The sequence below is a fragment of the Nocardia sp. NPDC055050 genome (assembly GCF_053608345.1).
In genome coordinates this window covers 139,776-162,967 of the sequence record NZ_JBSGVG010000006.1, presented here as the reverse complement: position 1 = coordinate 162,967, position 23,192 = coordinate 139,776, and the positions used below count along the sequence as shown (strand labels likewise).

General features: G+C 68.5%; 23 protein-coding genes. 11 read left to right on the top strand and 12 right to left on the bottom strand.

Annotated features, from left to right (window positions below; all coding sequences use genetic code 11):
• Positions 1 to 18: 18 nt before the first annotated feature.
• The 5 genes from ACWGCN_RS08905 (at position 19) to ACWGCN_RS08885 (ending at position 3,965) form a co-directional block, all read left to right on the top strand.
• Positions 19 to 912: an AurF N-oxygenase family protein gene (locus ACWGCN_RS08905; protein ID WP_452457576.1), complete on the top strand. Its 894-nt coding sequence runs from the start codon at positions 19 to 21 to the stop codon at positions 910 to 912.
• Positions 909 to 1,922: a DUF4873 domain-containing protein gene (locus ACWGCN_RS08900; protein ID WP_452457575.1), complete on the top strand. Its 1,014-nt coding sequence runs from the start codon at positions 909 to 911 to the stop codon at positions 1,920 to 1,922. The genes ACWGCN_RS08905 and ACWGCN_RS08900 overlap by 4 nt, the downstream gene beginning before the upstream one ends.
• Before the next feature lie 121 nt (positions 1,923 to 2,043).
• A complete protein-coding gene (locus tag ACWGCN_RS08895) occupies positions 2,044 to 2,343 on the top strand; it encodes a DUF6412 domain-containing protein (RefSeq protein WP_379315386.1) in 300 nt (99 codons plus the stop codon).
• A gap of 94 nt (positions 2,344 to 2,437) precedes the next feature.
• Entirely contained in the window at positions 2,438 to 3,322 is an 885-nt protein-coding gene (gene yidC, locus ACWGCN_RS08890; RefSeq protein WP_449965488.1) for a membrane protein insertase YidC, read from the top strand.
• Between the two features lie 91 nt (positions 3,323 to 3,413).
• Positions 3,414 to 3,965, top strand: a complete 552-nt coding sequence (locus ACWGCN_RS08885) for an NUDIX hydrolase (RefSeq protein ID WP_378988108.1) — start codon at positions 3,414 to 3,416, stop codon at positions 3,963 to 3,965.
• A gap of 1 nt (position 3,966) precedes the next feature.
• Here ACWGCN_RS08885 and ACWGCN_RS08880 read toward each other — a convergent pair whose 3' ends face one another.
• Positions 3,967 to 4,335, bottom strand: a complete 369-nt coding sequence (locus ACWGCN_RS08880) for an arsenate reductase family protein (RefSeq protein WP_387443295.1) — start codon at positions 4,333 to 4,335, stop codon at positions 3,967 to 3,969.
• A gap of 58 nt (positions 4,336 to 4,393) precedes the next feature.
• Between ACWGCN_RS08880 and ACWGCN_RS08875 the strand changes: the two genes are divergently transcribed.
• A complete protein-coding gene (locus tag ACWGCN_RS08875; protein ID WP_378988114.1) occupies positions 4,394 to 4,897 on the top strand; it encodes a nitroreductase/quinone reductase family protein in 504 nt (167 codons plus the stop codon).
• 52 nt (positions 4,898 to 4,949) lie between these two features.
• On the opposite strand, the gene ACWGCN_RS08870 is transcribed toward ACWGCN_RS08875, so the two are convergent.
• From ACWGCN_RS08870 to ACWGCN_RS08840, 7 genes are read right to left on the bottom strand one after another with little or no spacing between them, the layout of a single operon-like run.
• Entirely contained in the window at positions 4,950 to 6,092 is a 1,143-nt protein-coding gene (locus ACWGCN_RS08870) for an ABC transporter substrate-binding protein (RefSeq protein ID WP_452457573.1), read from the bottom strand.
• A 13-nt stretch (positions 6,093 to 6,105) separates the two neighbouring features.
• Entirely contained in the window at positions 6,106 to 6,870 is a 765-nt protein-coding gene (locus tag ACWGCN_RS08865) for an ABC transporter permease (protein ID WP_378988120.1), read from the bottom strand.
• Positions 6,867 to 7,706, bottom strand: coding sequence for an ABC transporter ATP-binding protein (locus tag ACWGCN_RS08860; protein WP_452457572.1), 840 nt, complete (start codon positions 7,704 to 7,706; stop codon positions 6,867 to 6,869). The genes ACWGCN_RS08865 and ACWGCN_RS08860 overlap by 4 nt, the downstream gene beginning before the upstream one ends.
• Before the next feature lie 50 nt (positions 7,707 to 7,756).
• On the bottom strand, positions 7,757 to 8,698 hold the full coding sequence (locus tag ACWGCN_RS08855; RefSeq protein WP_452457571.1) for an ABC transporter permease: 942 nt from the start codon (positions 8,696 to 8,698) through the stop codon (positions 7,757 to 7,759).
• A 31-nt stretch (positions 8,699 to 8,729) separates the two neighbouring features.
• The gene (locus tag ACWGCN_RS08850) at positions 8,730 to 9,773 is read right to left on the bottom strand and encodes a TIGR03842 family LLM class F420-dependent oxidoreductase (RefSeq protein ID WP_452457570.1); all 1,044 of its coding nucleotides are present in this window, start codon (positions 9,771 to 9,773) and stop codon (positions 8,730 to 8,732) included.
• Positions 9,774 to 9,801: 28 nt separating this feature from the next.
• Positions 9,802 to 11,220 carry a dihydropyrimidinase gene (gene hydA / locus ACWGCN_RS08845; RefSeq protein WP_387443285.1) on the bottom strand — a complete coding sequence of 473 codons (1,419 nt, stop codon included), beginning with the start codon at positions 11,218 to 11,220 and terminating at the stop codon, positions 9,802 to 9,804.
• Positions 11,220 to 12,059, bottom strand: a complete 840-nt coding sequence (locus ACWGCN_RS08840) for a nitrilase-related carbon-nitrogen hydrolase (RefSeq protein WP_378988135.1) — start codon at positions 12,057 to 12,059, stop codon at positions 11,220 to 11,222. The genes hydA and ACWGCN_RS08840 overlap by 1 nt, the downstream gene beginning before the upstream one ends.
• A 122-nt stretch (positions 12,060 to 12,181) precedes the next feature.
• Between ACWGCN_RS08840 and ACWGCN_RS08835 the strand changes: the two genes are divergently transcribed.
• Positions 12,182 to 13,576 (top strand): aminotransferase-like domain-containing protein, encoded by a 1,395-nt coding sequence (locus ACWGCN_RS08835; protein WP_449965513.1) that lies wholly within the window; start codon positions 12,182 to 12,184, stop codon positions 13,574 to 13,576.
• A gap of 123 nt (positions 13,577 to 13,699) precedes the next feature.
• On the opposite strand, the gene ACWGCN_RS08830 is transcribed toward ACWGCN_RS08835, so the two are convergent.
• Together ACWGCN_RS08830 and ACWGCN_RS08825 are read right to left on the bottom strand one after the other, a co-directional pair.
• Complete coding sequence (locus tag ACWGCN_RS08830; protein WP_452457569.1) at positions 13,700 to 15,205, bottom strand: ArnT family glycosyltransferase; 1,506 nt, start codon at positions 15,203 to 15,205, stop codon at positions 13,700 to 13,702.
• Entirely contained in the window at positions 15,202 to 15,837 is a 636-nt protein-coding gene (locus tag ACWGCN_RS08825; protein WP_452457568.1) for a TetR/AcrR family transcriptional regulator, read from the bottom strand. Before ACWGCN_RS08825 ends, ACWGCN_RS08830 begins: the two co-directional genes overlap by 4 nt.
• A gap of 228 nt (positions 15,838 to 16,065) precedes the next feature.
• Between ACWGCN_RS08825 and ACWGCN_RS08820 the strand changes: the two genes are divergently transcribed.
• The gene (locus tag ACWGCN_RS08820; RefSeq protein WP_452457567.1) at positions 16,066 to 17,187 is read left to right on the top strand and encodes a methyltransferase; all 1,122 of its coding nucleotides are present in this window, start codon (positions 16,066 to 16,068) and stop codon (positions 17,185 to 17,187) included.
• A gap of 136 nt (positions 17,188 to 17,323) precedes the next feature.
• The gene (locus tag ACWGCN_RS08815) at positions 17,324 to 18,004 is read left to right on the top strand and encodes a peptidylprolyl isomerase (RefSeq protein ID WP_387443273.1); all 681 of its coding nucleotides are present in this window, start codon (positions 17,324 to 17,326) and stop codon (positions 18,002 to 18,004) included.
• 297 nt (positions 18,005 to 18,301) lie between these two features.
• On the opposite strand, the gene arc is transcribed toward ACWGCN_RS08815, so the two are convergent.
• Positions 18,302 to 20,062: a proteasome ATPase gene (gene arc / locus ACWGCN_RS08810; protein ID WP_056809924.1), complete on the bottom strand. Its 1,761-nt coding sequence runs from the start codon at positions 20,060 to 20,062 to the stop codon at positions 18,302 to 18,304.
• Positions 20,063 to 20,249: 187 nt separating this feature from the next.
• Here arc and ACWGCN_RS08805 point away from each other — a divergent pair, with 187 nt between their 5' ends.
• Together ACWGCN_RS08805 and ACWGCN_RS08800 are read left to right on the top strand one after the other, a co-directional pair.
• Positions 20,250 to 20,780 (top strand): hypothetical protein, encoded by a 531-nt coding sequence (locus tag ACWGCN_RS08805; RefSeq protein WP_378627413.1) that lies wholly within the window; start codon positions 20,250 to 20,252, stop codon positions 20,778 to 20,780.
• A gap of 194 nt (positions 20,781 to 20,974) precedes the next feature.
• Positions 20,975 to 22,255 carry an acyltransferase family protein gene (locus ACWGCN_RS08800; RefSeq protein ID WP_452457566.1) on the top strand — a complete coding sequence of 427 codons (1,281 nt, stop codon included), beginning with the start codon at positions 20,975 to 20,977 and terminating at the stop codon, positions 22,253 to 22,255.
• Here ACWGCN_RS08800 and ACWGCN_RS08795 read toward each other — a convergent pair whose 3' ends face one another.
• Positions 22,256 to 23,089: a tRNA (adenine-N1)-methyltransferase gene (locus ACWGCN_RS08795; protein WP_358121145.1), complete on the bottom strand. Its 834-nt coding sequence runs from the start codon at positions 23,087 to 23,089 to the stop codon at positions 22,256 to 22,258. It abuts the gene before it with no gap.
• Between the last annotated feature and the right edge of the window lie 103 nt (positions 23,090 to 23,192).

Sequence of the window (23,192 nt, the reverse complement as noted above, 5' to 3'; positions counted from 1 at the left end):
GCCGAGAGTGAGCCCGCGATGCGCAACGTTACCGCCTCCCCGCGCGATTCCTTCGCCCAGCGCCTGCTGATCGGCTCGCTGCGAAGAACCTACGACCCGGTGGTGGACATCGCCTGGGAGCAACCCCTCGACCCGGCGAAGCTGTTCCTGCCACCGCGCGTCATCTCGCTCTACGGGACCGACCTGTGGGCGGCGATGACGTTCGACCAGCAGCGGGAACTCTCGCGCCAGGAACTGGCCAATGTGCTCTCGGTCGGCATCTGGTTCGAGAACCTGCTCAACCGGCTGCTGCTGCGTGAGCTGCTGCGCGGCGATCCCACGTCCGCGACCTCGCACTACACGCTCACCGAGATGGCCGACGAGTGCAGGCACATGATGATGTTCGGCAAACTCATCGAGCGCATCGAGGCCCGCCCCTACTGGCCGCGTCCGGCGGCGCGGCTCGCGATCACCGCGCTACCCGCCGTGCTGCGCGGCCCGATGGTGTGGGTGGCGGCGCTGGTCGGTGAGGAGATCTTCGACGCCCTGCAGCGACGAATGCTCGACGATCCGCAGTTGCAGCCGATCGTCGCGCGCGCCATGCGCATCCACGTCACCGAGGAGGCACGCCACATCGGCTTCGCCAGGGACGCGCTGGCCCGGCGCGTGCCCGCGATGTCGGCGGGCGAGCGGGCCTATATCCGCCTGTGTGTGGCAGTGGCCGGACCGCTGTTCGTGTCACTGATCACCAACCGGCACATCTACATTCGCGCCGGACTCGACGGTCGACAGGCACGTGGTGCGGCACTTCGCAATCCGGTCGCGCGGGAATCCAGGGCGACCGGAGCGGCGGAACTGGTGACGTTCCTGGGTCAGCACGGACTGATCGGATCGGCCGGACGCAGGCGGTGGCGGGCGGCGGGCCTGCTGTGAGCGTCGCTGTCATCGGGACCGGATCCCGGACGATCGTGCGGCGGCTGCGAGCGGCCGGAATCGTCGAAGTAAGTGTCTACGAACCGGTTTCAGCAGGCGAGGCGTCCCGATCTCCGGTCGGCAGACAGCGCCGGACACCATGGACGGCATCGCGCAGATGGCTGTCTCGCGATGATCGGCCGGTCCCCCGGCGGCTGGTCGATATCAGCGAACTCGTTTTCGACGAGAAGGGGGACCACTGGCTGATCCACTCGGCCGGGAACGAGCCCGCCCAGGCGAGGGTGGTGATTCTGGCCGCCGACACCACCCGGCGCCTCCGGGCCGGCGCCGCATCGGAATCCGCACACCGTCCCGTCGGCGCCCTGCCCGAGACACCGTCCGGCGTCCGACTACCGGTCACGGGACGTGCGGCCCGCACGCTCGACGCGGCATGGTCGCACGCTCCGGTCACCTTTCGCGGGATCGCGACCCATGGCTTCCCGAACCTGTTCTTCGTCGGCAGTACCGAACCCGCCGTCGAGGAACCGCGGGTCGCCCAGTCGGCCCGAGTCGATCTGATCGCCACCTGGGTCCGCGCTCTGCAGCGGCAATCAGGCACCCGGATCGAAGTGCGCGCCAGCACCCAGCACGAATACCACCGTCGGCTCGATCCGACCCCGAGCCCGCGTCGCCCGGGCCGCCCGAAACCCCACCATTTCGACATCACCGTCGCCGCCGACCGGCACTCGGATCACGACTACGCCGGGCCTGCCGTCCTGGATCTACCCGGCGCCGAATATCCCGTCATCGCCACCCTCACCGGCCACATCGACCCGATCGACGGCCGCTACCACTGGTACGGCCGCCTCGACCCCGCCGAGTCCACCGCGCTCCCCGAACCGACGCGAGCCTCCGCCCTGCTCGTCGTGCCCGGTCGCGCACCCGCGGCAGCGAACCTCACCGAACGCGACCCGTGGGGCAATCTCCGCGTTACCGGCATCGGCACCCCGCCCTTCGCGCTCGAGGCATAGCCGCGACCCTCATCCGTCGAGACAGCCACCGACCTCGACCCGGTGTGCATTGCCGGGCGGTGAACGGCCCCCACTCGGCGTGCGGGCACCGCCGCCCTACACCGTCGGTATGCTCGGTGACATGCAGGCACGGGCGATGGTGATGGCGTACGCGGTTCTCGCGTGCGTGCTGCCCGCCTTCGTGCTCATCTCCACACCGGGCGGCGAGGCCACCCGCATGCTCGCGTTCGGTGCGGTCGCCGCCGCGATGGTGTGTGCGCTGGTCGCGGTCACCGGTCGCAGTCATCTGCCGGTCCGGGTCGCGAGTGTGGGTCCGCCGCGGTCGGCACAGCGCCGCCTGCGCGGTTCCTTTCTGCGACAGAGCAATCCGGATTCCGCCGGTCGTCCACGTCCACGAGCTCCGGGGATCGATCACCTCTGACAGGTGCCGCGCCATCGGCGCCGCCTGTCGGATCTCGTGATCCCACTCCCCCTTTCGTGCGTTCGCGCACGCTGCACGGACAGGTCGTCCCGTCATGCTCGATTTCGTCTATTTCCCCGTGTCCGCGGTCCTGTGGTGCTGGCACCAGCTCTTCGCCATCCCGCTCGGCGCGGCCAGTGGTCTCGCCTGGCTTCTCGCCGTCGTCGCGCTGGTCGTCACCGTCCGCGCGTTGCTCGTGCGCACCGCGCTCCGGCAAGCCCGCTCCCAGCAAGTTCTGCGTTCGCTGCAACCGCAGATGGACGCCATTCGCCGCACCCACCGCGACGATCCGCGCGCCCAGGCCGAGAAGATCCGGCTGCTCCAGCGCGAGCACAACGTCAGCATGTTCGCCGGGTTCGTACCGCTGATCGCGCAGGGGCTGGTCTTCCTCGGCCTGTTCCACGTGTTGCGCTCGTTCGACCGGACCGGCGCCTACGCGGTCGGCCCGTTCACCTCGACCGACAGCCCGCTGTCGGTCGAGGTGAACAACGCCACCGCCAACTACCTGTTCGGCGCGCCCGAGGTCCGTGCGTTCCTCGACGCCAGATTGTTCGGCGCACCGCTGTCGGCGACCCTGTCCGGCGCGGGTGAGGTTGTCGTCGCGGTCGCGGCGCTCGCCATCCCGCTGGTGCTGATCGCCGCTCTCGCCACGCACTTCACGGCCCGGCTCACCCCGGCGGTCGCGGACAACAGCACGGCCGCGATCATGCGCACCTTGTCGCTGTGGGTGTTCCCGGCGGGTGCGCTCATCAGCGGCGCCGTCCTGCCTGTCGTCGTGCTCACCTATTTCGCCACCAACGCGCTGTGGACCTGCGGCCAGCAGTATCTGATCCGGCGCACTCTCGCCGCCGAGGAATCCGCGAAGAAGGCGCTGGTCGCCACGGCGGCCCGAGCCGCTGCTCCGCGACCGGGGGTGAAGCCCCAGCGCCGGAAACGATGAATCACGGGCCGAGATGCGGGGATGTAACTCCCCGCACTCGCGGCCGATCGACCGCGCGCCGGTCAGCGCTTCCGGCGGTTACCCTCGGGCGGTGTCAGCGAATCCGGAAGACGAACTGCTCGCCGTCTACGACGCCGAGGGGCTGGTGATCGGCGAGGCCGATCGAGGCACCGTCTACCGCGACGGCCTGTGGCACGCGAGCGCGGGCGTTCTCGTGCGATCGTCCGACGGAACCCGCGTGTACGTCCACCGGCGCACCGACACCAAACTCGTCTTCGCGGGCATGCACGACTGCCTCGCGGGCGGGGTGGTCGACGCCGGTGAGAACCCGTCCGACACCGCGATCCGCGAACTTCGCGAGGAGCTGGGCATCGCCGTCCCCGCCGGCACGGTACTTCCGTTGCGCGCCACCGCGTCCTGGGACGGCGACTGGGCGGGTCGCGCGCTGCGTTGCCACCTGTTCGGTTACGAGTACCGCTGCGACGGTCCGTTCGTCCACCAGCCGTCCGAGATCGCGGACGGCTGGTGGTGGACCGATGCCGAACTGCGTGCGCACCTGCGTGATCCGGCGTGGCCGTTCGTTCCCGACACGCGAGCGGTCCTGGACGGTCTGCTCATCGGAGACGACGGCGCGCGGCCCTGACTCAGTCGAGCGCGCGCAGCGATTCCTCGTCGCGCGCCACCACCGCGCCGCCGTCGGCGGTGAGCACGATGGGCCGCTGGATCAGTTTCGGATGCTGTGCCAACGCGTTCAGCCACCGGTCCCGGTCGGCCTCGGTGCGCCCCCATTCCGCCATTCCGAGATCCTTGGCGATCTGCTCGCCGGTGCGGGTGATATCCCAGGGCTGCGCACCCAGCCGCGTGAGCACCGCCCGCAGTTCCTCGACGGTCGGGGGATCATCGAGGTAGCGGCGCACGGTGTATTCCACGCCGGCCGCGTCGAGGTGCGCGGTGGCGTTGCGGCTCTTCGTGCAGCGCGGGTTGTGCCAGATCTCGGTCTGCCCAGATGTCATCTTCGCAGCGTAGGTCACCTGTACTGCGGGCACGCTCGCACGTGGCGATACTGGGACCATGAGCGATTCCGCGTCTCCCGAAAACCCTTACGGCACACCGACGACCACCGGCCCCGAGCCGATCCGCTCCTTTCAGTCCCAGCTCAATACCCTCATCCGCGGCCTGCTGAAGGTGCCGGTGCTGTCCGGCATCGTCGGCAAACGGCTGGCCACCCTGCATGTGGTCGGCCGCAGATCCGGCACTGTCTACGACGTCCCGGTGGCCTACACCGTGCACGGCGGCGACTTGCTGATCGGCACGGCTCTGCGGCCGTGGGTGAAGAATCTCCAGGGCGGCGCGCAGGTGCGCCTGTCGCGTGGCGGGGCACCCGAAACCTTCACCGCCACCGTGTACACCGACGAACAGCACGTTCTGGAGCTGTTCGCGGTGATCGCGCGCGACAACGAGCAGAACGCGAAGTTCAACGGCATCGGCTACCTCCCCGACGGCGAACCGTCCAAGGCCGACATCTACCAGACCTGGCAGCAGGGCGGTGTGGTCATCGGCCTGACTCCGCGCTGAACGCACGGCGACGGTCCATCGGCCGTGCGATGGACCGTCGCGCGCGGGTGAACTACTTACCGCCCTCGGTCGGGGTGACCTGCGCGGGCTGGTAGCTCGCGCCCGTCACGTCCACCCCCGCGGCCTTCAATCGGTCCAGCGCCTTGGTGACGTACTCGGTGGTGTAGGCGTCGGCATCGGGGTTCTTGGTGAGAACCGTTGCGCCCTCGGCGTTCTTGGTGTTCCTGGCGATCGAGACCGTGCGATCCCATGCGGTCTTGTCGAGGGTGCCGATGCCCGCGGGTGAGGGCCAGATCAGCTTGTTCACCTCGTTGATCTGCCACTGCTGGTGCCCGGCGCCGAGCGTGGCGCCCGCGGCGACGGTGATGTCGCGGCACTTGTCGAGGTTGTCGCGGCAGAACGCCCAGCCCTGGAGCGAGGCGGTCAGGAACTTCACTGTCTGATCCTGGTACTTGCTGTCCTTCAGCTTCTCGGTGTTGGCCCACAGCGCGTCCTGCAGCATGGCCACACCTTCGTCGTTCCAGTCGATGGTGGTGAAATCGTCTGCGGTGTAGAGCTTTCCGGTGGCCGGATTCTTGGTTTCGAGCAGCTGGGCGTACTCGTTGTAGGACATGGCCTGAGCGGCGGCGATGTCCTTGGCGAGAAAGGCGTTCATGTCGAACTGCTGCTGGACCAGTTTCACGTCCTTGGCCGGGTCGATGCCCGCCTTGGTCATCCCGGCGAAGAGCTCGAATTCGTTGCCGTAGCCCCAGTTTCCGACGGTCTTGCCCCGCAGTGCGGCGGGCCCGGCGATGTTCTCGGACTTGAACGAGACCTGCTTGGTGCCCGATTTCTGGAAGATCTGAGCGATCTCGGTGATCCCGGCGCCCGCCTCCCGCGACGCGAGGGCCTTGGGTACCCAGGCCACCGCGTAGTCGGCCTGGCCCTGGGCGAGCACCGTCTGGGGGACGATGTCGGTGCCGCCGTCGAGGATCTCCACCGACAGGCCCTGTTCCCTGTAGAAGCCCTGGTCCACCGCGGCCAGGTAGCCCGCGAACTGCCCCTGTTTGAACCATTGCAGCTGCAGGGTCACCTTGGTGAGGCCGTCGGCGGTGGTCTCGGAGCCACTGTCGGTGGTACTACAGCCGGTCAGCGCGGCGGCGGCCACGGCGACCAGCGCCAGCGCGGTGCGCAACCGGAGTGCGGTCTCGGTCATGGATTGATCTCCCTCATCGGATCGTGGACAGCAGTGGGGTTCGGGGTCGACGGGTGAGTTGTTCGAGCAGCAGGACGGCGGCCAGGAACACCAGGCCCACGCACATCGCACCGACGACGTAGGCCCAGGCCCGCGGATAGGCGGTGTTGGCCGCGGCGGAGGTGATCCGGCTGCCGAGTCCGTTCTGCAGGCCGCCGAAGTATTCGGCGATGATGGCCGCGATGACCGCGCCGGGGGCCGCGATCCGCAGTCCGGTGAACAGGTGCGGCAGCGCGGCGGGCAGGCGCACGGTGCGGGTGATCTGCCATCCCGACGCGGCGTAGGAGGTCATCAGGTCGGCTTGCACCTTCGGCACCTGCCGCAGTCCGCGAGCGGTGCTGACGAACACCGGGAAGAACACGACGATGGTGACCACGAGCCGTCGCGGCGTCTCGGTGGTGGTGGAGTACATCGAGTTCAGCAGTGGTGCCAGCGCCACGATCGGCACCGTGGCAGCGGCGGCGGCCAGCGGCGTCAGCAGCCCGTCGATCACGCCGAATCGCACCGCGAGAACGGCGGCGGCCAGGCCGAGCACCGTCCCGGCGACGAACCCGATCAGCGCGTTCGTGCCGGTGGCGAGCGAGGCGTCCAGGATCCGGCCCGCGTTCTCGACGAACTGAGCGGCGATAGCGCTGGGCGCGGGAAGCAGGAACGAGGGCACGCCCGCCACCACGGTGAGCACCTGCCACAGCGCGAGGACGACGATGCCGACCAGGACCGGCGGCAACCAAGTCCTCATCGCAGATCCCGTCCGGCCACGGCGGTGTCGTCGTGCTCGCCGCGCAGGGCCGCGCGCACCGCGGCGACGGCGGCGAAGAACTGCGCGGACGCCCGGACATCGGTGCCCGCCTCGCGATCCCAGCCGCCGGTCGCCACGATGTCACTGATCCGGCCCGGTCGTGCGGACAGCACCACCACCCGGTCCGACAGGTACACCGCCTCGGGAATCGAGTGGGTGACGAACACGACGGCGGCGCCGGTCTCCCCCGCGATGCGCAGCAACTCGCCCTGCATGCGTTCCCTGGTCATCTCGTCGAGCGCACCGAACGGTTCGTCCATCAGCAGCAGCGACGGTGTGCGGGCCAGCGCGCGGGCGATCGCGACGCGCTGTTGCATGCCGCCGGACAGTTCGGCCGGATACCGGTCGGCGAACTCGCTGAGCCCGGCCATGGCGAGCAGTTCGGCACTGCGCGCCTTGCGCTGCGCCTTCGGCACCTTGTGCAATTCCAGCGGCAGTTCGACATTGGCCGCGACCGTGCGCCAGTCGAGCAGACCGGCCTGCTGGAACGCGATGCCGTAGTCCTGATCGATCCGTGCCTGCCGCGCCGGCTTGCCGTGCACGGTGACACTGCCGCTGCTGGGCGTCTCGAGATCGGCGACGATCCGCAGCAGGGTGGACTTGCCGCAGCCGGAAGGTCCGATGAGCGAGACGAATTCGCCCGCCGCGACGGTGAGCGAGACATCGGACAGTGCCGTCACCGCACCGGCGGCGAAGGTCTTGCCGAGATGGCTCAGCTCGACCGCGGCCGAGACCGGTGACCCCGGGCTGCCGGGTTCGGCGACTGAGGTGGTCATGGGTACTTCTTCCTGAAACGTTGTCGTGGAGAGTGTTTCGGCGGCGCTCATCAGCCCTCGCTCACCGTGTCGGTGCCCGGCGGGTGGCTGTAGCGGCGTAGCGCCAGCTCCACCAGACCGACCAGCGCGGTGAGGACGACGCCGAGCAACGCGGCGGCGAGCACGGCGGCGTACAGCCGGGCCGCATCGCCGGTGGCCTGTTGGGAGAACACGATGATCTGGCGCCCGATCCCGCCCGCGGTGCCGGTGGAGATCTCGGCGACGACCGCGCCGATCACCGCGGCCGCCGCGGCCAGGCGCAGCGCCGGAATCAACGAGGGAACAGCGGCGGGAAACCGCAAGCGCGTCAACGTCGCCCACCACCCGGCCGAACAGCTCCGCATCAATTCGACCGAGGCCGCCGACGGCGCCTGCAGCCCGCGCAGCATCCCGATGGCGATCGGGAAGAAGGCGAGATAGGCCGCGATCACCACGATGCTCATCCACGGCCGCCACGGCTCACCACCGATGGACAGTTTGCCGCCCCAGGCCGCCACCAGCGGCGCGAGCGCGATCAGCGGAACCGTCTGTGACAGCACCACATACGGCAGCAGGCCGCGTTCGAGCCAGCCGAACCGTTGCATCGCGACCGCCAGCGCCACGCCGACCACCGCGCCCAGCAACAACGCGAGCAACGACAGACCCAACGTGAACATCGCCGTGCGCAGCAGTGTCGCGCCGACGGTGCCTTGACCGTCCGCGTCGCCGAGCACGGTGAACACCGCCCAGACGTGCGGGAGCGCGCCGTCGCTGGTGCGAGGGAGTACTCGGGTGCCCGCGATGCTCACGCCGTCGGCGGGCACCAGCACCTTCACCAGCTCCCAGATCACCGCCACGAGCACGAACGCGCTCACCCCGTAGACCGCGCGCAGCAACCGGGTCCGACCGGGCGTGGAGGCTCGGACCTTCTGCGGCACCACAGCTGTCGCCGGATCGATGGTCCCGGTGGTCACCGGCGCACTCCCACCGGCAATTGCCCGGCGATCATGACAGACCGGCCGCTCGGATCGCGGTGACCTGCCGATTCAGCCGCGGCAGCACCTGCTCGCCATAGGCCTCGAGCGTGGCCGTCTTGGCATCGTGCTGCAGATATACCGCGAACTGGCCGACGCCGAGCTGCTCGAGCTCCCACAGCCGGGCGAGCTGCTCGTCGGGGGTCCCGATCAGGCAGAACCGGTCCACGATCTCGTCGGGCACGAAATCGGCATGCGTGTTGCCCGCCCGCCCGTGCTGGTTGTAGTCGTAGCCCTGCCTGCCGGCGATGTAGTCGGTCAGCGCCGCTGGAACATCGCCGCCCGTACCGTATTTCGCGACGATGTCGGCGACGTGGTTGCCGACCATGCCGCCGAACCAGCGACACTGGTCACGGGCGTGTTCCAGGGCGGCCTGCGATCCGTCGGTGACGTAGGCGGGCGCGGCGACACAGATCTTCACCGACAGCGGATCTCGGCCTGCCGCCGCTGCCGCCGCACGCACCTTGCCGATGGTCCATGCGGTGATGTCGGGGTCGGCGAGTTGCAGGATGAACCCGTCGGCGACCTGCCCGGTGAGCTCGAGGGCCTTGGGCCCGTATCCGGCCACCCACACCTCGAGCCGCGAATCGGCGGCCCACGGGAATCGCACCTCGACGTCACCGACGCGGGCGCTGCGACCGTTGCCCAGTTCCCTGATCACCTCCACCGATTCGCGCAGGGTGGCCAACGTCGTCGGCTTGTTCCCGACGGTGCGGACCGCCGAGTCACCACGCCCGATGCCGCAGATCGTGCGGTTACCGAACATCTCGTTGAGCGTGGCGAACACGGACGCGGTCACCGTCTGGTCCCGGGTGGCCGGGTTGGTGACCATGGGCCCCACGGTCACCTTCCGGGTGGCGGCCAGGATCTGGCTGTAGATCACATAGGGCTCCTGCCAGAGCAGGTGCGAGTCGAAGGTCCACACGTGCGAGAACCCGTGGGTTTCGGCCACTCTGGCCAGTTCGATCACCCGCGACGAGGGTGGTGTGCACTGCAGGACGACTCCGATGTCCATCGGCACTCTCCGTTTCGGCAGTTGGTTTCTACAGCAGGTTCTGTGACAGGCCGCGCCGGAGGAACCGGCCGTGCCCGGCGCGGCCGTGGTAGGCGCCGCCGTCGACGATCACCCGGCCGCGCGACAGCACCGTGTCGACATGACCGTCGATCTCGAAGCCCTCCCACGCCGAGTGGTCCATGTTCATGTGGTGGGTCTTGCCGAGGCCGATGCTGGTGTGCCCGTTGGGGTCGTAGATCACGACATCGGCGTCGGCACCCGGGCTGATCACACCCTTGCGCGGGTACATGCCGAACATCCGGGCCGGGGTGGTGCAGCAGACCTCCACCCACCGTTCGAGCGAGATCCGCCCGTCCTTGACGCCCTGGAACAGCAGATCCATCCGGTGCTCGACCCCGCCGATCCCGTTCGGGATCTTGCTGAAATCGCCCACACCGAGCTCTTTCTGGTCCTTCATGCAGAACGGGCAGTGGTCGGTGCTCACCGCGGTGACGTCGCCGGTGCGGATGAACCGCCACAGCTCGTCCTGATGCCCCTCGGCGCGCGAGCGCAGCGGTGTCGAGCAGACCCACTTGGCACCCTCGAAACCCGGTGCGCCCAGCTGTTCTTCGAGTGAGAGGTACAGGTACTGCGGACAGGTCTCGGCGAACACGTTCTGCCCGTTGTCACGCGCGGTCACGATCTGCTGCATCGCCTGTTTCGCCGAGACGTGCACCACATACAGCGGGGCACCGGTCAACTGCGCCAGCATGATCGCGCGATGGGTTGCTTCTTCTTCCATCTGCCACGGACGGCTGGTGCCGTGGAAGTAGGGCGAGGTGTCGCCGCGCGCGAGGGCCTGTTCGACGAGAACGTCGATGGCGATGCCGTTCTCCGCGTGCATCATCATCAGCGCACCGAGGTCGCCCGCGGACTGCATGGCGCGCAGGATCTGGCCGTCGTCGGAGTAGAAGACCCCCGGATAGGCCATGAACAGCTTGAAGCTGGTGACGCCTTCGCTGACGAGTTCGCTCATCCCCTTGAGGGATTCGTCGTTGACGTCGCCGATGATCTGATGGAATCCGTAGTCGATCGCGCACTGCCCCGCGGCCTTGCCGTGCCATTCCGCGAGGGTGTCCTGCACCCGCTGGCCCGGTTTCTGCACCGCGAAGTCGACGATCGTGGTGGTGCCGCCCCAGGCCGCTGCCCTGGTCCCGGTTTCGAAGGTGTCGCTGGCCTCGGTGCCGCCGAACGGCAGCTGCATGTGCGTGTGCCCGTCGACACCGCCGGGGATCACGTACTTGCCGGTCGCGTCGATCACCGTGTCCGCGTCGGCCGCGAGATCAGCGCCGAGCGCGGTCGAACCCGGTTGCAGGACAGCGACAATCGTCTCGTCGTCGATCAGCACGTCGAGGAGCTGGGAACCGGTGGCGCTCACCACCGTCCCGCCGTGGATGAAGGTGCGCATCAGGGGTTCACCAACGGTCCGTAGGCCTCCGGGCGACGGTCGCGATAGAACGCCCATCTCTCGCGCACGATCTTGATCAGATCCATATCGAGATCACGGACAACCAATTCCGGCGAAGTATCGGAGGCGACCTCACCGACGAACTGCCCCTCGGGGTCGACGAAATAGCTCGTGCCGTAGAAGTCGTCATCGCCGTATTCGCTCTCGATGCCGACCCGGTTGATCGCACCGACGTAATACTCGTTGGCCACCGCCGAGGCCGGCTGCTCGAGTTTCCACAAATAGCTGGAAAGCCCCCTCGACGTCGCCGAGGGATTGAACACGATTTCGGCGCCAGCGAGGCCGAGCGCTCGCCAGCCCTCGGGGAAATGGCGGTCGTAACAGATATAGACACCTACTCTGCCGACCGCGGTATCGAATACCGGCCAGCCGAGATTGCCCGGCCGGAAGTAGAACTTCTCCCAGAATCCGGTCACCTGCGGGATGTGGTGCTTACGGTATTTGCCGAGGTAGGAGCCGTCGGCGTCGATCACAGCCGCCGTGTTGTAGAGCAGCCCGTCCATCTCGCGCTCGTACACCGGCAACACCATCACCATGTTCAGCTCGGCGGCCAGAGCCGCGAACCGTTCGGTCGTCGGGCCCGGTACCGATTCGGCGTACTCGTAGAACTTGGTGTCCTGCAGCTGGCAGAAATACGGGCCGTAGAACAACTCCTGGAAGCAGATCACCTGCGCACCCTGCGCCGCCGCCTCCCGTGCGTAGTCCTCGTGCGCCGTGGTCATTGATTCTTTGTCACCGGTCCAGGTGGTCTGGACGAGCGCCGCTCTGACGATTCCCATGCTTTGTTATACTGCACCTACAACTGATTCTGTTGTGTTACAAGAGCGCGGAAACAGTTTCGGTGCCGTAAACGTTGGCGTGCACCACGGATCGGCCGCGCACTACCCCGCAGAATGAGTCCATGACCGAAGCCTCGCCGACCGCACTGCCCGCGGACTTCGCCGGGGACCTCGACGAACGAACCGCCGCCGGGATCGCCGCCGCGATCGGTCGCCGCATCCGCTCGGGCGCACTCGCTCCCGGTACCCGGCTGCCCACCGTGCGCGAGGTGGCCCGCGAACTCCGGGTGTCCCCCGCCACCGTCAGCCAGGCCTGGCGCGCGCTGGCCGCGACCGGCGCGATCACCGCGCGCGGGCGGGCGGGCACGTTCGTCGGCGAGAGACTGCAGACGCCGATCGGACGGTATCAGCGCCTGCACTCGCACTCCGACAACGCCTTTCGCGTCGACCTGTCGCACGGCACCCCCGATCCGGCGCTGCTGCCCGACCTGGCCGCCGCCCTGCACGCGCTCTCGCGCGATACCGCGCCGGGCGATCTCTCGGCGCACTATCTCGGCGAGGCGGTGCTGCCCGCACTCGCCGAGGCGCTGCGTGCCGACTGGCCGTGGCCGTGCGAACGGCTGACCGTCCTCGACGGCGCCCTCGACGCGGTGGACCGGCTCCTCGCCGCGCACGTGCGCTTCGGTGACCCGGTGATCGTCGAGGATCCGTGCTTCCCGCCGTTTCTCGATTTGCTCGCCCGCCTCGGCGCGCGCCCGATCGCCGTCCGCCTCGACGAATCCGGCTTCCGGCCCGAGGAATTCGCGCGCGCGTTCGACGGACCGGCGCCGCGCGCGGTGATCCTGCAACCGCGCGCCCACAACCCGACCGGCGCCTCCCTCGGCGCCGCCAGAGTCCGCGAACTGGCGGCGATACTGCGCTCGTACCCCGCGCTGATCATCGAGGACGACCACTCCGCGGGCATCGCGACCACCCCGCTGCGCTCCCTGGCCGCGCGATTCCCCGATCGCGGGGTCTACATCCGCTCCTATTCCAAGTCCCACGGCGCCGATCTGCGGCTGGCCGTCGCGGGTGGTCCCGCGGCACTGCTGGATCCGGTGGTCGAACGCCGGATGCTCGGGCCCGGGTGGTCCAGCCGGCTACTACAGCGCGTGCTGTTGACGATGCTCCACGATGCCGGGGCGCGCGCTGCCGTCGCGGGCGCGCGCCTCGAATACCGCAGGCGCGCCACCGTTCTGCGCCGCGCGCTGGCCCGCCACGATGTCGTCGTGGCCGCGGGCGACGGCATCAATGTCTGGCTCCCGGTCTCCGACGAGAACGCCGCGATGATCAGCCTCGCCGCCGCGGGCATCAAGGCCGCGCCGGGCGGCCCGTTCGAAGCGGGCGAGCAGCCTGCCGGCGACCATCTGCGCCTGACGCTGGGCGCACTCGGCGACACCGACATCGCCTGGCTCGCCGCCGAGCTCGCCACCGCGGCGACCGCCACCCCGACCTACCGCCGCATCCGCAGATCCTGAACGCTGATCACGCCTGGCGCGGCGACGGCCTGGTGGGGCGGGGCTGGGCCCGCCGCACCCCGGCCGCCGGCCCACTCCGTCCACCGCTTCCGACGGGCGGCCGTGCGCGGTCACGTTGTGGCGCTACATCTCACGCAGGTCGGTCCACAGTTGCGACCACGGTCGCACCGGCAGTTCGCAGCGCCAGATCGTCACATCACGGGTGGCACCCGCGTAGCCGAGCCGGGCGTCGGCCCGGCCGATCGGCGTCACCGATCCGAAGTGCGCGCGCAACTCCTCGTGCTGCGCGCCGACATAGACCACCGTGGACGCCGAATCCGGTGGAGTGCCGAGATAGCCGTACCCACGACTCGGGCTGTACACCGCGGGCCAGCCGTACTGCTGCCGATAGGTCTCGAGTGCCCCTGCTTGCCAATAGGATTCGGCGACGATCACCGTGTGCGCGCGCTCGGCCGGTGACAATGTCCGGTACGCGAGGTCGGTGGACGCGGCCAGGTCGGACCAGCCGAACTTGCCGTGCAGCAGCAGGTCCGCGCCACCGGTGCTCGGCGGGATCGAGGACTCCGGCTGCCAGGGCAGCGACCACGCGGCGAGCGCGACCGAGAGCCCGATCACCGGAACCGCGGCGATCCGCTGCCACGTGGCCCTCGCCTCGACCAGCCCGACCGCCCCGGCCGCCATCGCGATCGGATAGATGCCGACGGCGTAGTAGGGCCGCCCGCCGGTCGCCACGAACGCGACCACGAGCAGCACGACCACCAGCCCGAAGAACCGGTAGGGGCGAAGCGATTCCGCACGGAACAACCGGATCGTGCCGTAGACCAGCAGGATCGCGCCGAGCAGTCCGGCCGCGAGCAGTGCGACCGGCACGAAGATCAACCGCCCGCCGATCATCTCCTGCTCGGCGCTGACCACGCCGCCCATGGCGAGCTGTGGCCATCCGTTCGCCGCCTGCCACAGCAGGCTGGGCACCATCGCGACCGCGGTGATCGCGGCGCCGATCCACAGCGCGGGCCTGCGCACCAGCTCACGGGGCCCGTAGACGAGCACGCTGACTCCGACGCAGATCCAGAAGAACGGGATGAGCCATTTGACCTGCATGTCGATCGCGGTGACGATGCCGGCCCAGATCAGCAACGCATCGGCGCGAGTCCGCACCCAGCGCACGAGCAGCCAGGTGATGAGCACCCACAGCGGCCCGTCGATCGCGTTGGTCGAGAGCTGGCTGCCCTGCACGAGCAGGAACGGTGACGTCGCGTAGGCGGCCGCGCTGATCAGCTGCGCGCCCCGCCCGCCCCCGAGCTCCCGTGCGATCGCCGCGGCGAGCACGATGCCCGCCACCGTGACCACCAGAGCCGGAAGTCGCAGTGCCACCAGCGAACCCGGTGCGAGCCAATCCATCGACCGGGCGATCAGCGGCAGCAGCGGGCCCTGGTCGGCGTAGCTGACCGCCAGGTGATGGCCGCCCGCCGCGAGGAAGTACAACTCGTCGCCGAAGAATCCGTACTGCCCGAGCACCGCGAACAAACCGATCGAGGCCACCAGTGCGATCGCACCGACGCCGAGCGTGGCGAACGACGGAACCTCCCGCGCCACACCGGGTTCCGTGGATACCGCAGTAGTCGTCATCGGTCGTCCTTCCTGGTCACCGCGTCGTATATCCGGATGAGGTGCGTGCGATACCGGCGCACATCGAAATCGGGATCTCGCACCGCCCGGACGGCGACGCCGTCGATCGAATCGCGGATCAGCCGCGCGAGCACGGTCGGATCGAAGTCACCGAACTCACCGGTGCGCTGCCCCTCGGCCAGCGCCGCGGCCAGCGGGGCGATGATCTCCCGCTCACCGTCGGCGGTGTCGAATCGCAGCGTGCCGTCCGGGCCGCGCACGTTGAGCACGATATCGCCGACGGCGGCCACGTAACTCTTGTTGTCGTCGATGAATTGCAGATTCGACGACAGGTAGGCGTGCAGGGCCGCCCGGTAGCCGTCGGCGATCGCCGCGGTGAGAATCGGCGCCATGAACTCCGATCCCGAGACGTAGAGCTGGGTGACGACTTGCGACATCAGCTCGTCTTTGCCGTCGAAATGGTAGGAGATCACCCCCTTCGAGATCCCGGCACGCTCGGCGATCCGGGCCAGAGAGGCGTTGGCGTACCCGAGTTCCGATACGACCTCGACGGTGGCGGCGATGATCTGCCGCCGTCGCGCCTCCTCGATGAACGAGCGCTGTTGCCCATCCGGCTTGTTTTCTGGCCGCATGGTCAGAATTTAGCACGAACGACCTGAAAATGCGCCCTAGATGACGTCAGCCTGGGCCGATGCGGCAGAATGAGGAATCCCTCCCGCGGAAAGGCAGCAGTGGTGACGCTCGACACGGCCCTCGACGACGCAATCGGTCGCATCCCGGCGCGCTAGTGACCGACCTCGGCGTCGGGCATCGCGTCGATGCATCCGAGTCACCAGCACCGTCGATCACCGGGAGAGCCCGTGTCCACCATCGCATGGACCGAAGAGCACAGTCAGCACACCGCCGTCTGGCATTCGGAGAACGGCGCGCCCGCGCCGCGCACCGTCACCACCGCCGACGACCGGCTCTCGGCCGATCACGCGTATCGCCGCATCAGGGCCGGTGAGGCACTGCTGTGGCAGGGCGATTACAACAATGGTCGCCAACTGTTACAAGCGCTGGGCCGGCGCGCCGATCGCAAGCCGGCGAGGAAGCCCGCAGGCGGTGATCTCGGCGCGCTCTACGAACACGAGCGAATCCGAAGGCGCACCCGGGCGGGCATTCTCGGCAGTCTCCTGATCCGGCTGGGCAAGGGCTACGAGCTCGATCTGCGCCGGGCTCCCGACGTGGCGGCGGCGTGCGAGGCGGCGTACGGTCCGGCGGACGCCGAACGCGTGGTCACCTTCACCGAACTCCTCGGTGTGGTGAGCGCCTACCGGTGGCAGCAGCAGGGTGTCGAAGTCCCCGCGCTCGGAGCGCGGGTGTACCCCGGATACGGCGTGTTCTCGCCCACCCGAAGCGAATACGTCGATCTCGTCGCCGACGCGCCACTGGATCCCGAAATCCGCACCGCGTTCGATCTCGGTACCGGCACGGGCGTACTGGCCGCGCTGCTCGCCACCCGCGGCGTCCCCGAGATCGTCGCCACCGACATCAACCCGCGGGCGTTGCGGTGCGCGAAGGACAACGCCGAACGGCTCGGCTTCGGCCGGACGATCGCCGTGACCGGACCCGCCCTGTACCCGCCCGGCCGCGCCGATCTCGTGGTGTGCAATCCGCCCTGGCTGCCCGGCGTACCGACGTCGGACCTGGAACGCGGTGTCTACGACCAGGATCAGTCGATGCTCACCGAATTCGCCCGCGACCTGCGCGTGCACCTCACCCCCCACGGCGAGGGCTGGCTGGTGCTGTCCGACCTCGCCGAACTGCTCGGCCTGCGCCCGCCCGACCACATCCCCCGCCTGCTCGACGACGCGGGCCTGTCCGTGCTCGGCAAGCTCACCACGCGGCCGCGCCATCCCCGCGCGACCGATCGCGACGACCCCCTCGCCGCGGCCCGCACCGCCGAGACGACCACACTGTGGCGGTTGCGGACTCGCTAGCGAAAACACAGGATTCTGTGTCGATCACACGACGAGCGGACCGGATCCGGTGGTCTGTCCCCACGCGAGCCGCTGCGACTGGCAGGATGCGCGGTACATCGTCCGGCAGCACCGCTCTCGAGGAGATCCCGCCAAGGTGACCAGCATTTCGCAGGACCGACCCTTCATTCGCGCGCTCGTCGGCGTCGGCATCGCCGCGGCCGCCCTGGTGGCACTCGCCCCCGCTGCGCAGACCGCACCGATGCGGCAGGCAGTGATCCCCGGCTGCGCACCCGCCGCGGCGGGTCAGCCCAACGGCAAGCAGTGGCCCACCGAACCGGCACTCACCATCGACACCGCGGCAAGCCACACCGCCACCCTCGACACCACCTGCGGCGCAGTCACGATCGCGCTCGATGCCGCCGCTGCCCCGCGCACGGTGAACTCGTTCGCCTTCCTCGCGAGCGAGGGCTACTTCGACCACACCCGCTGCCACCGGCTCACCACCCAGGGCATCTTCGTGCTCCAGTGCGGCGATCCCACTGCCACCGGCATGGGCGGCCCCGGCTACAAGTTCACCGACGAGAACCTCGCGGGCGCGGTCTACCCGGCGGGCACCGTCGCGATGGCCAACGCGGGCCCCGGTACCAACGGCAGCCAGTTCTTCCTGGTCTACCGCGACACCCAGCTGCCGCCGAACTACACCCCCTTCGGCACCATCACCGAGGGCCTGGACGCGCTGACCAACGTCGCCAACGCCGGTGTCGCGGGTGGCGGCGCCGACGGCACCCCGGTGGCCGATGTGGTCTTCAACGCCGTGACCACCACACAGGGCTGAGCAACGACTAGGGCCGCGCCTCCCGTTCGGGGAGACGCGGCCCTCGTCGCAGCAGGCTGGTTCGATCAGCCGGCGCTGATCGAACTGAACAGGTTCTGGATGGTCTGCAGGATGATCTCGGTCAGCAATTCAGCGGCGGAACCGGCCATGACAACGCTCCTCGTAAGTCCTCATCAGGTGAAACGAACAAGTGAAGCGTGCCCTATTCACTTGCCGCCGCGCAGCGTTTCGGTGAAAAAAAGTGCACAGAAACGCGAAGGCCGCGCCCCACCGGGACGCGGCCTTCGCGGTTCGTGACTACAGGTACTGACCGGTGTTGGACTCGGTGTCGATCGCCCGGCTGGCCGAGGCGTTCTTGCCCGTGACAAGCGTGCGGATGTAGACGATCCGCTCACCCTTCTTGCCCGAGATCCGGGCCCAGTCATCGGGATTGGTGGTGTTGGGCAGGTCCTCGTTCTCGGCGAACTCGTCGACGATCGAGTCGAACAGGTGCTGGATCCGCAGACCCGGGTTACCCGTGTCGAGCACCGACTTGATCGCGTACTTCTTCGCCCGGTCGACGATGTTCTGGATCATCGCGCCGGAGTTGAAGTCCTTGAAGTACAGGACCTCCTTGTCACCGTTGGCGTAGGTGACCTCCAGGAACCGGTTGTCGTCGCTCTCGGCGTACATCCGCTCGACGACCTTCTCGATCATCGCCTCGACGCACGCCTGCTTGTCGCCGTCGAACTCGCGCAGATCGCTCTCGTGCAGCGGCAGCGTCTCGGTGAGGTACTTCGAGAAGATGTCCTGCGCCGATTCCGCATCGGGGCGCTCGATCTTGATCTTCACATCGAGACGGCCCGGCCGCAGGATCGCGGGGTCGATCATGTCCTCGCGGTTGGACGCGCCGATCACGATGACGTTCTCGAGACCCTCCACACCGTCGATCTCCGAAAGCAGCTGCGGCACAACGGTGGTCTCCACATCGGAGGAGACACCGGAACCGCGGGTGCGGAAGATCGAGTCCATCTCGTCGAAGAACACGATCACCGGAGTGCCCTCGGAGGCCTTCTCGCGTGCTCGCTGGAAGATGATGCGGATGTGGCGCTCGGTCTCGCCGACGAACTTGTTGAGCAGCTCGGGGCCCTTGATGTTGAGGAAGAACGACTTGGCTTCCTTGGCATCCTGACCACGCGATTCGGCGATCTTCTTGGCGAGGGAGTTGGCCACCGCCTTGGCGATCAGCGTCTTACCGCAGCCGGGCGGACCGTAGAGCAGCACACCCTTGGGCGGGCGAAGCGCGTACTCGCGGAACAGATCCTTGTGCAGGAACGGCAGTTCCACCGCGTCGCGGATCTGCTCGATCTGACGGCCCAGGCCACCGATGTCGGTGTAGTCGACGTCGGGAACCTCTTCCAGCACAAGGTCTTCGACCTCGGCCTTGGGAACGCGCTCGAACGCGAAGCCCGCCTTGGTGTCGACCAGCAGCGAATCACCCGGGCGCAGTTTGCGAATCGGCGAATCGGGGTCTGCCATGTCGTCGTATTCGGCGATCTTGGACAGCGGACCCGACAGCCACACCACCCGCTCTTCGTCGGCGTGGCCGACCACGAGGGCGCGCCTGCCGTCGTCGAGAATCTCACGCAGCGTGCCGATTTCGCCGATGGCGTCGAAATTTCCGGCCTCGACGACGGTGAGTGCCTCGTTGAGGCGCACGGTCTGGCCGTATTCCAGTGCGTCGGCGTCGATGTTGGGCGAGCAGGTGAGGCGCATCTTGCGCCCGGAGGTGAAGACGTCGACCGTCTGATCCTCGTAGGCGTGGATGACGATGCCGTATCCGCTCGGCGGCTGGCCGAGACGATCGACTTCCTCGCGCAACGCGATCAGCTGCTGGCGCGCTTCTTTGAGCGTGTCCATCAACTTGCCGTTGCGGATGGTCAGCGAATCGATCCTGGCTTCCAATTCGCGTGCGCGATCCGGCGAATCGGCGAGTTGCCTGCGAAGAGCAGCCGACTCGGCGCGTACCGCCTCGAGCTCTCGCCAGGCCGCCGAATCCGAATTCTCGTTGGGGCTCATGATGCTGCTCCTCCCAGTCCCGGTCTATCAACGCTACCGGGCGCGGTCCGTTCTCGCTTTCCGACATGGTTTCGTCGTGATCACATCTTGTACGGTCGGTACGACATCAACCACACATTTGCACCTGTTAGGCTCCCCTAACACCCCGTACGGGGCACTCGCCCAACGAGTCGAAAGGTTGCTGTCCATGCTCCTTCCTCCCCGCACGATCCGTGTCACCGTCGCCGCCGCCGCTGCGGCGCTCGCCGTCACCGTCGGACTGACCGGTTGCGGCGATTCCGACGATTCCTCGACGAATGCCACCACGAGCAGTACCAGTATCGCGGCCGCTCCGTCCAGCGTTTCGGCAACTCCGGCACCTTCGGGTGACAACGCCGCGGCACCCACCGCCGATTCCCTGAAGGCGACGCTGATCAAGTTCGCCGATCCCGGAGTATCCACCGACGACAAGGCGAAACTGATCGTCAACGGCGACGCGCACAAGTCCAACATCGATCAGATGAACGGCATGCTCGCCGGCTACACCCTGACCTTCGCCGTCGACAACGTCGCGACCAGTGGTGACACTGCCACCGCCGATGTGACGATCACCTCTCCGCACGGCACGGCGCCCGCGTTCCCGGTCACCTGGCAGCAGGAGGGCGGCACGTGGAAGCTCTCCGACGCCAGCGGCTGCCTGCTGCTCGGCTTCGCCCAGGCTCCCTGCACGCCCGCCTGACCGATCGGCACGGCCCGGACGGCCCGCGGGTACCGTCCCGGCCGTACCGTCGCTGTGCACCGCACGCAGGCCGCAAGATCACCCGGGCTGGATCGATCGCCACCGACCAGCGGTCCACGCCCGCGTAGTTCCACTCAGCGACCGGGGTAGTTCCGCGCTGTGTCCGTGGCGCGAATTCTGCGATGGTCTCTGGCATGAGCGTTGTTCCCAGTGTCGCGGTGGTGGCCGCGAACACCCCGGCCGATCGGGACCGGTTCCTGGATCTGCTGCGGATCTCGTCGCTGGTGGTGGTCGTCGCCGGTCACTGCCTGATGCTGACCGTGACGGTGTCGGGCACCGAGGTGCGTTTCGGCAATGTGCTCGCCGATCTGCCGATGCTGCGCCCGCTCACCTGGGTTCTGCAGGTGCTTCCGCTGTTCTTCTTCGCGGGCGTGGCCGCGGGTGCGCGCGGCATCGGGCCGGGGACATCATGGGGCGCTTGGCTTTTCCGGCGCACCCAGCGGCTGGTCCGGCCGCTCGGCTACTTCGTGGCCGCCTCGGTGGCGCTGCTGGTGGTGGCCGATCTGGTGCTCACGCCGGGGTGGCATCGTCCGCTCGCGGTGACGAGCGTGCAGCTGCTGTGGTTTCTCGGCACGTACCTGGCGGTGCTGGCGTTCGTGCCGTTGCTCGCCGCGCGGATCACCAGCGGTGGCCGGATGTTCGCCGCGGTCGCGGTGATCGTGACAGGCACGGCGATCGTCGACGCGGTGCGGCTCACCGGCGGGCAGAGCGAGCTCGGCTACCTCAACATGGTCGTCTGGCTGGTGCCCGCGGTGCTCGGGATCGGGTATCTGCGTGGCCTGCTGCGCCGGCGGACCGCAGCGGTGCTGGCCGCGGCGGTTCTGGTCGTCGACGTGCTCTTGGTCCTGGTCGGCCCGTACGAGGTGAGCATGGTCACCGTGCCGGGCCAACGGCTGTCGAATCTGGCGCCGCCCTCGCTGCTGCTGGCCGGGCACGCGGTGATGCTGTGCTGCGCCGCCGTCGCCGTGGCGCCCTGGCTGCGCCGTCTCGCCGCCCGCCCGCGCGTCTGGTGGTCGACCGTCATCGGCAACACCGGGGCCATGACGCTGTACCTGTGGCACATGCCCGCCCTGCTCATCGTGCTCGTACTCAGCCACCTGGCGGGCGCCGACCGCGCCGCACCCACCGAATCCGGATTCTGGCTGCTCACGGCGGTGCAGCTCACCGCGACCGCCGCACTCACCGGCGCGCTGTTCCTCGGCCTGCGTGGCCTAGAGAACACACCGCTGCGCTGGTGGGACGGGCCGGTCGCGGCAGTGCGGGGCGTCCGCTCGGCCGCCACCGTGCTGACCGTGATCGCCGCCGGGATCGCGATCCTGCAAGCCACCCGATGGGGCCTCACCAGCGACGGTGGGCTCTGGTTCGCAGGCGCGGCGGCCGCGTTGCTCGCCGCCCGCCTGCTCACCCGCGCGTGATCAGCCCTTGGACGGGCGCCGCTGCGGCTTGGGCGTGACAGTGCCCTCGGCCAGCCGCCGCGCGCTCACCAGGAACGCGGTATGGCCCTGCATGCGATGCTCCGGGCGCACGGCCAGGCCGACGACGTGCCAGCCACGCACCATCGACTCCCACGAGCGAGGTTCGGTCCAGCATTCCTGCTCACGCAGCGCCTCGACCACCTTCGACAGCTGGGTGACGGTGGCGACGTACACCACCAGCACGCCACCGGGAACCAGCGCCTTCGACACCGCGGGCAACGCGTCCCACGGCGCCAGCATGTCGAGCACGACGCGATCGACCTGCGGGCCCTCGTACTGCGCCACGTCGGCGATCGTGATCGACCAGTTCGCCGGCCGCTCGCCGAAGAAGGTCTCCACGTTGCGGACGGCGTGCTCGGCGTGGTCGTCGCGGATCTCGTAGGAGATCACCTCACCCTCGGGACCGACCGCGCGCAGCAGCGAGCAGGTCAGCGCACCCGAACCGGCGCCGGCTTCCAGCACCCGCGCGCCCGGGAACACATCGCCCTCGTGCACGATCTGGGCCGCGTCCTTGGGGTAGATCACCGCGGCGCCACGCGGCATCGACAGCACGTAGTCGGTGAGCAGCGGGCGAAGGGCCAGATACGGGGTGCCGTTGACCGACTTCACCACGGTGCCCTCGTCGTTGCCGATGAGGTCGTCGTGCTTGATGCCGCCGCGATGGGTATGGAATTCCTTACCCTCCTCGAGCACCACGGTGAAGAGGCGTCCCTTACCGTCGGTCAGCTGCACGCGGTCCCCGATAGCGAATGGACCGGTTCGTCTGGCCGTCATTGATCTCCCGTTCTTCGAATGGACCTGTCAGCCTGCCAGGCGCCGCGGTTTGCGCGATCGACGGGTCAGCTATTTCGCGGCGGACGCGCGATCGTGTCGGTGT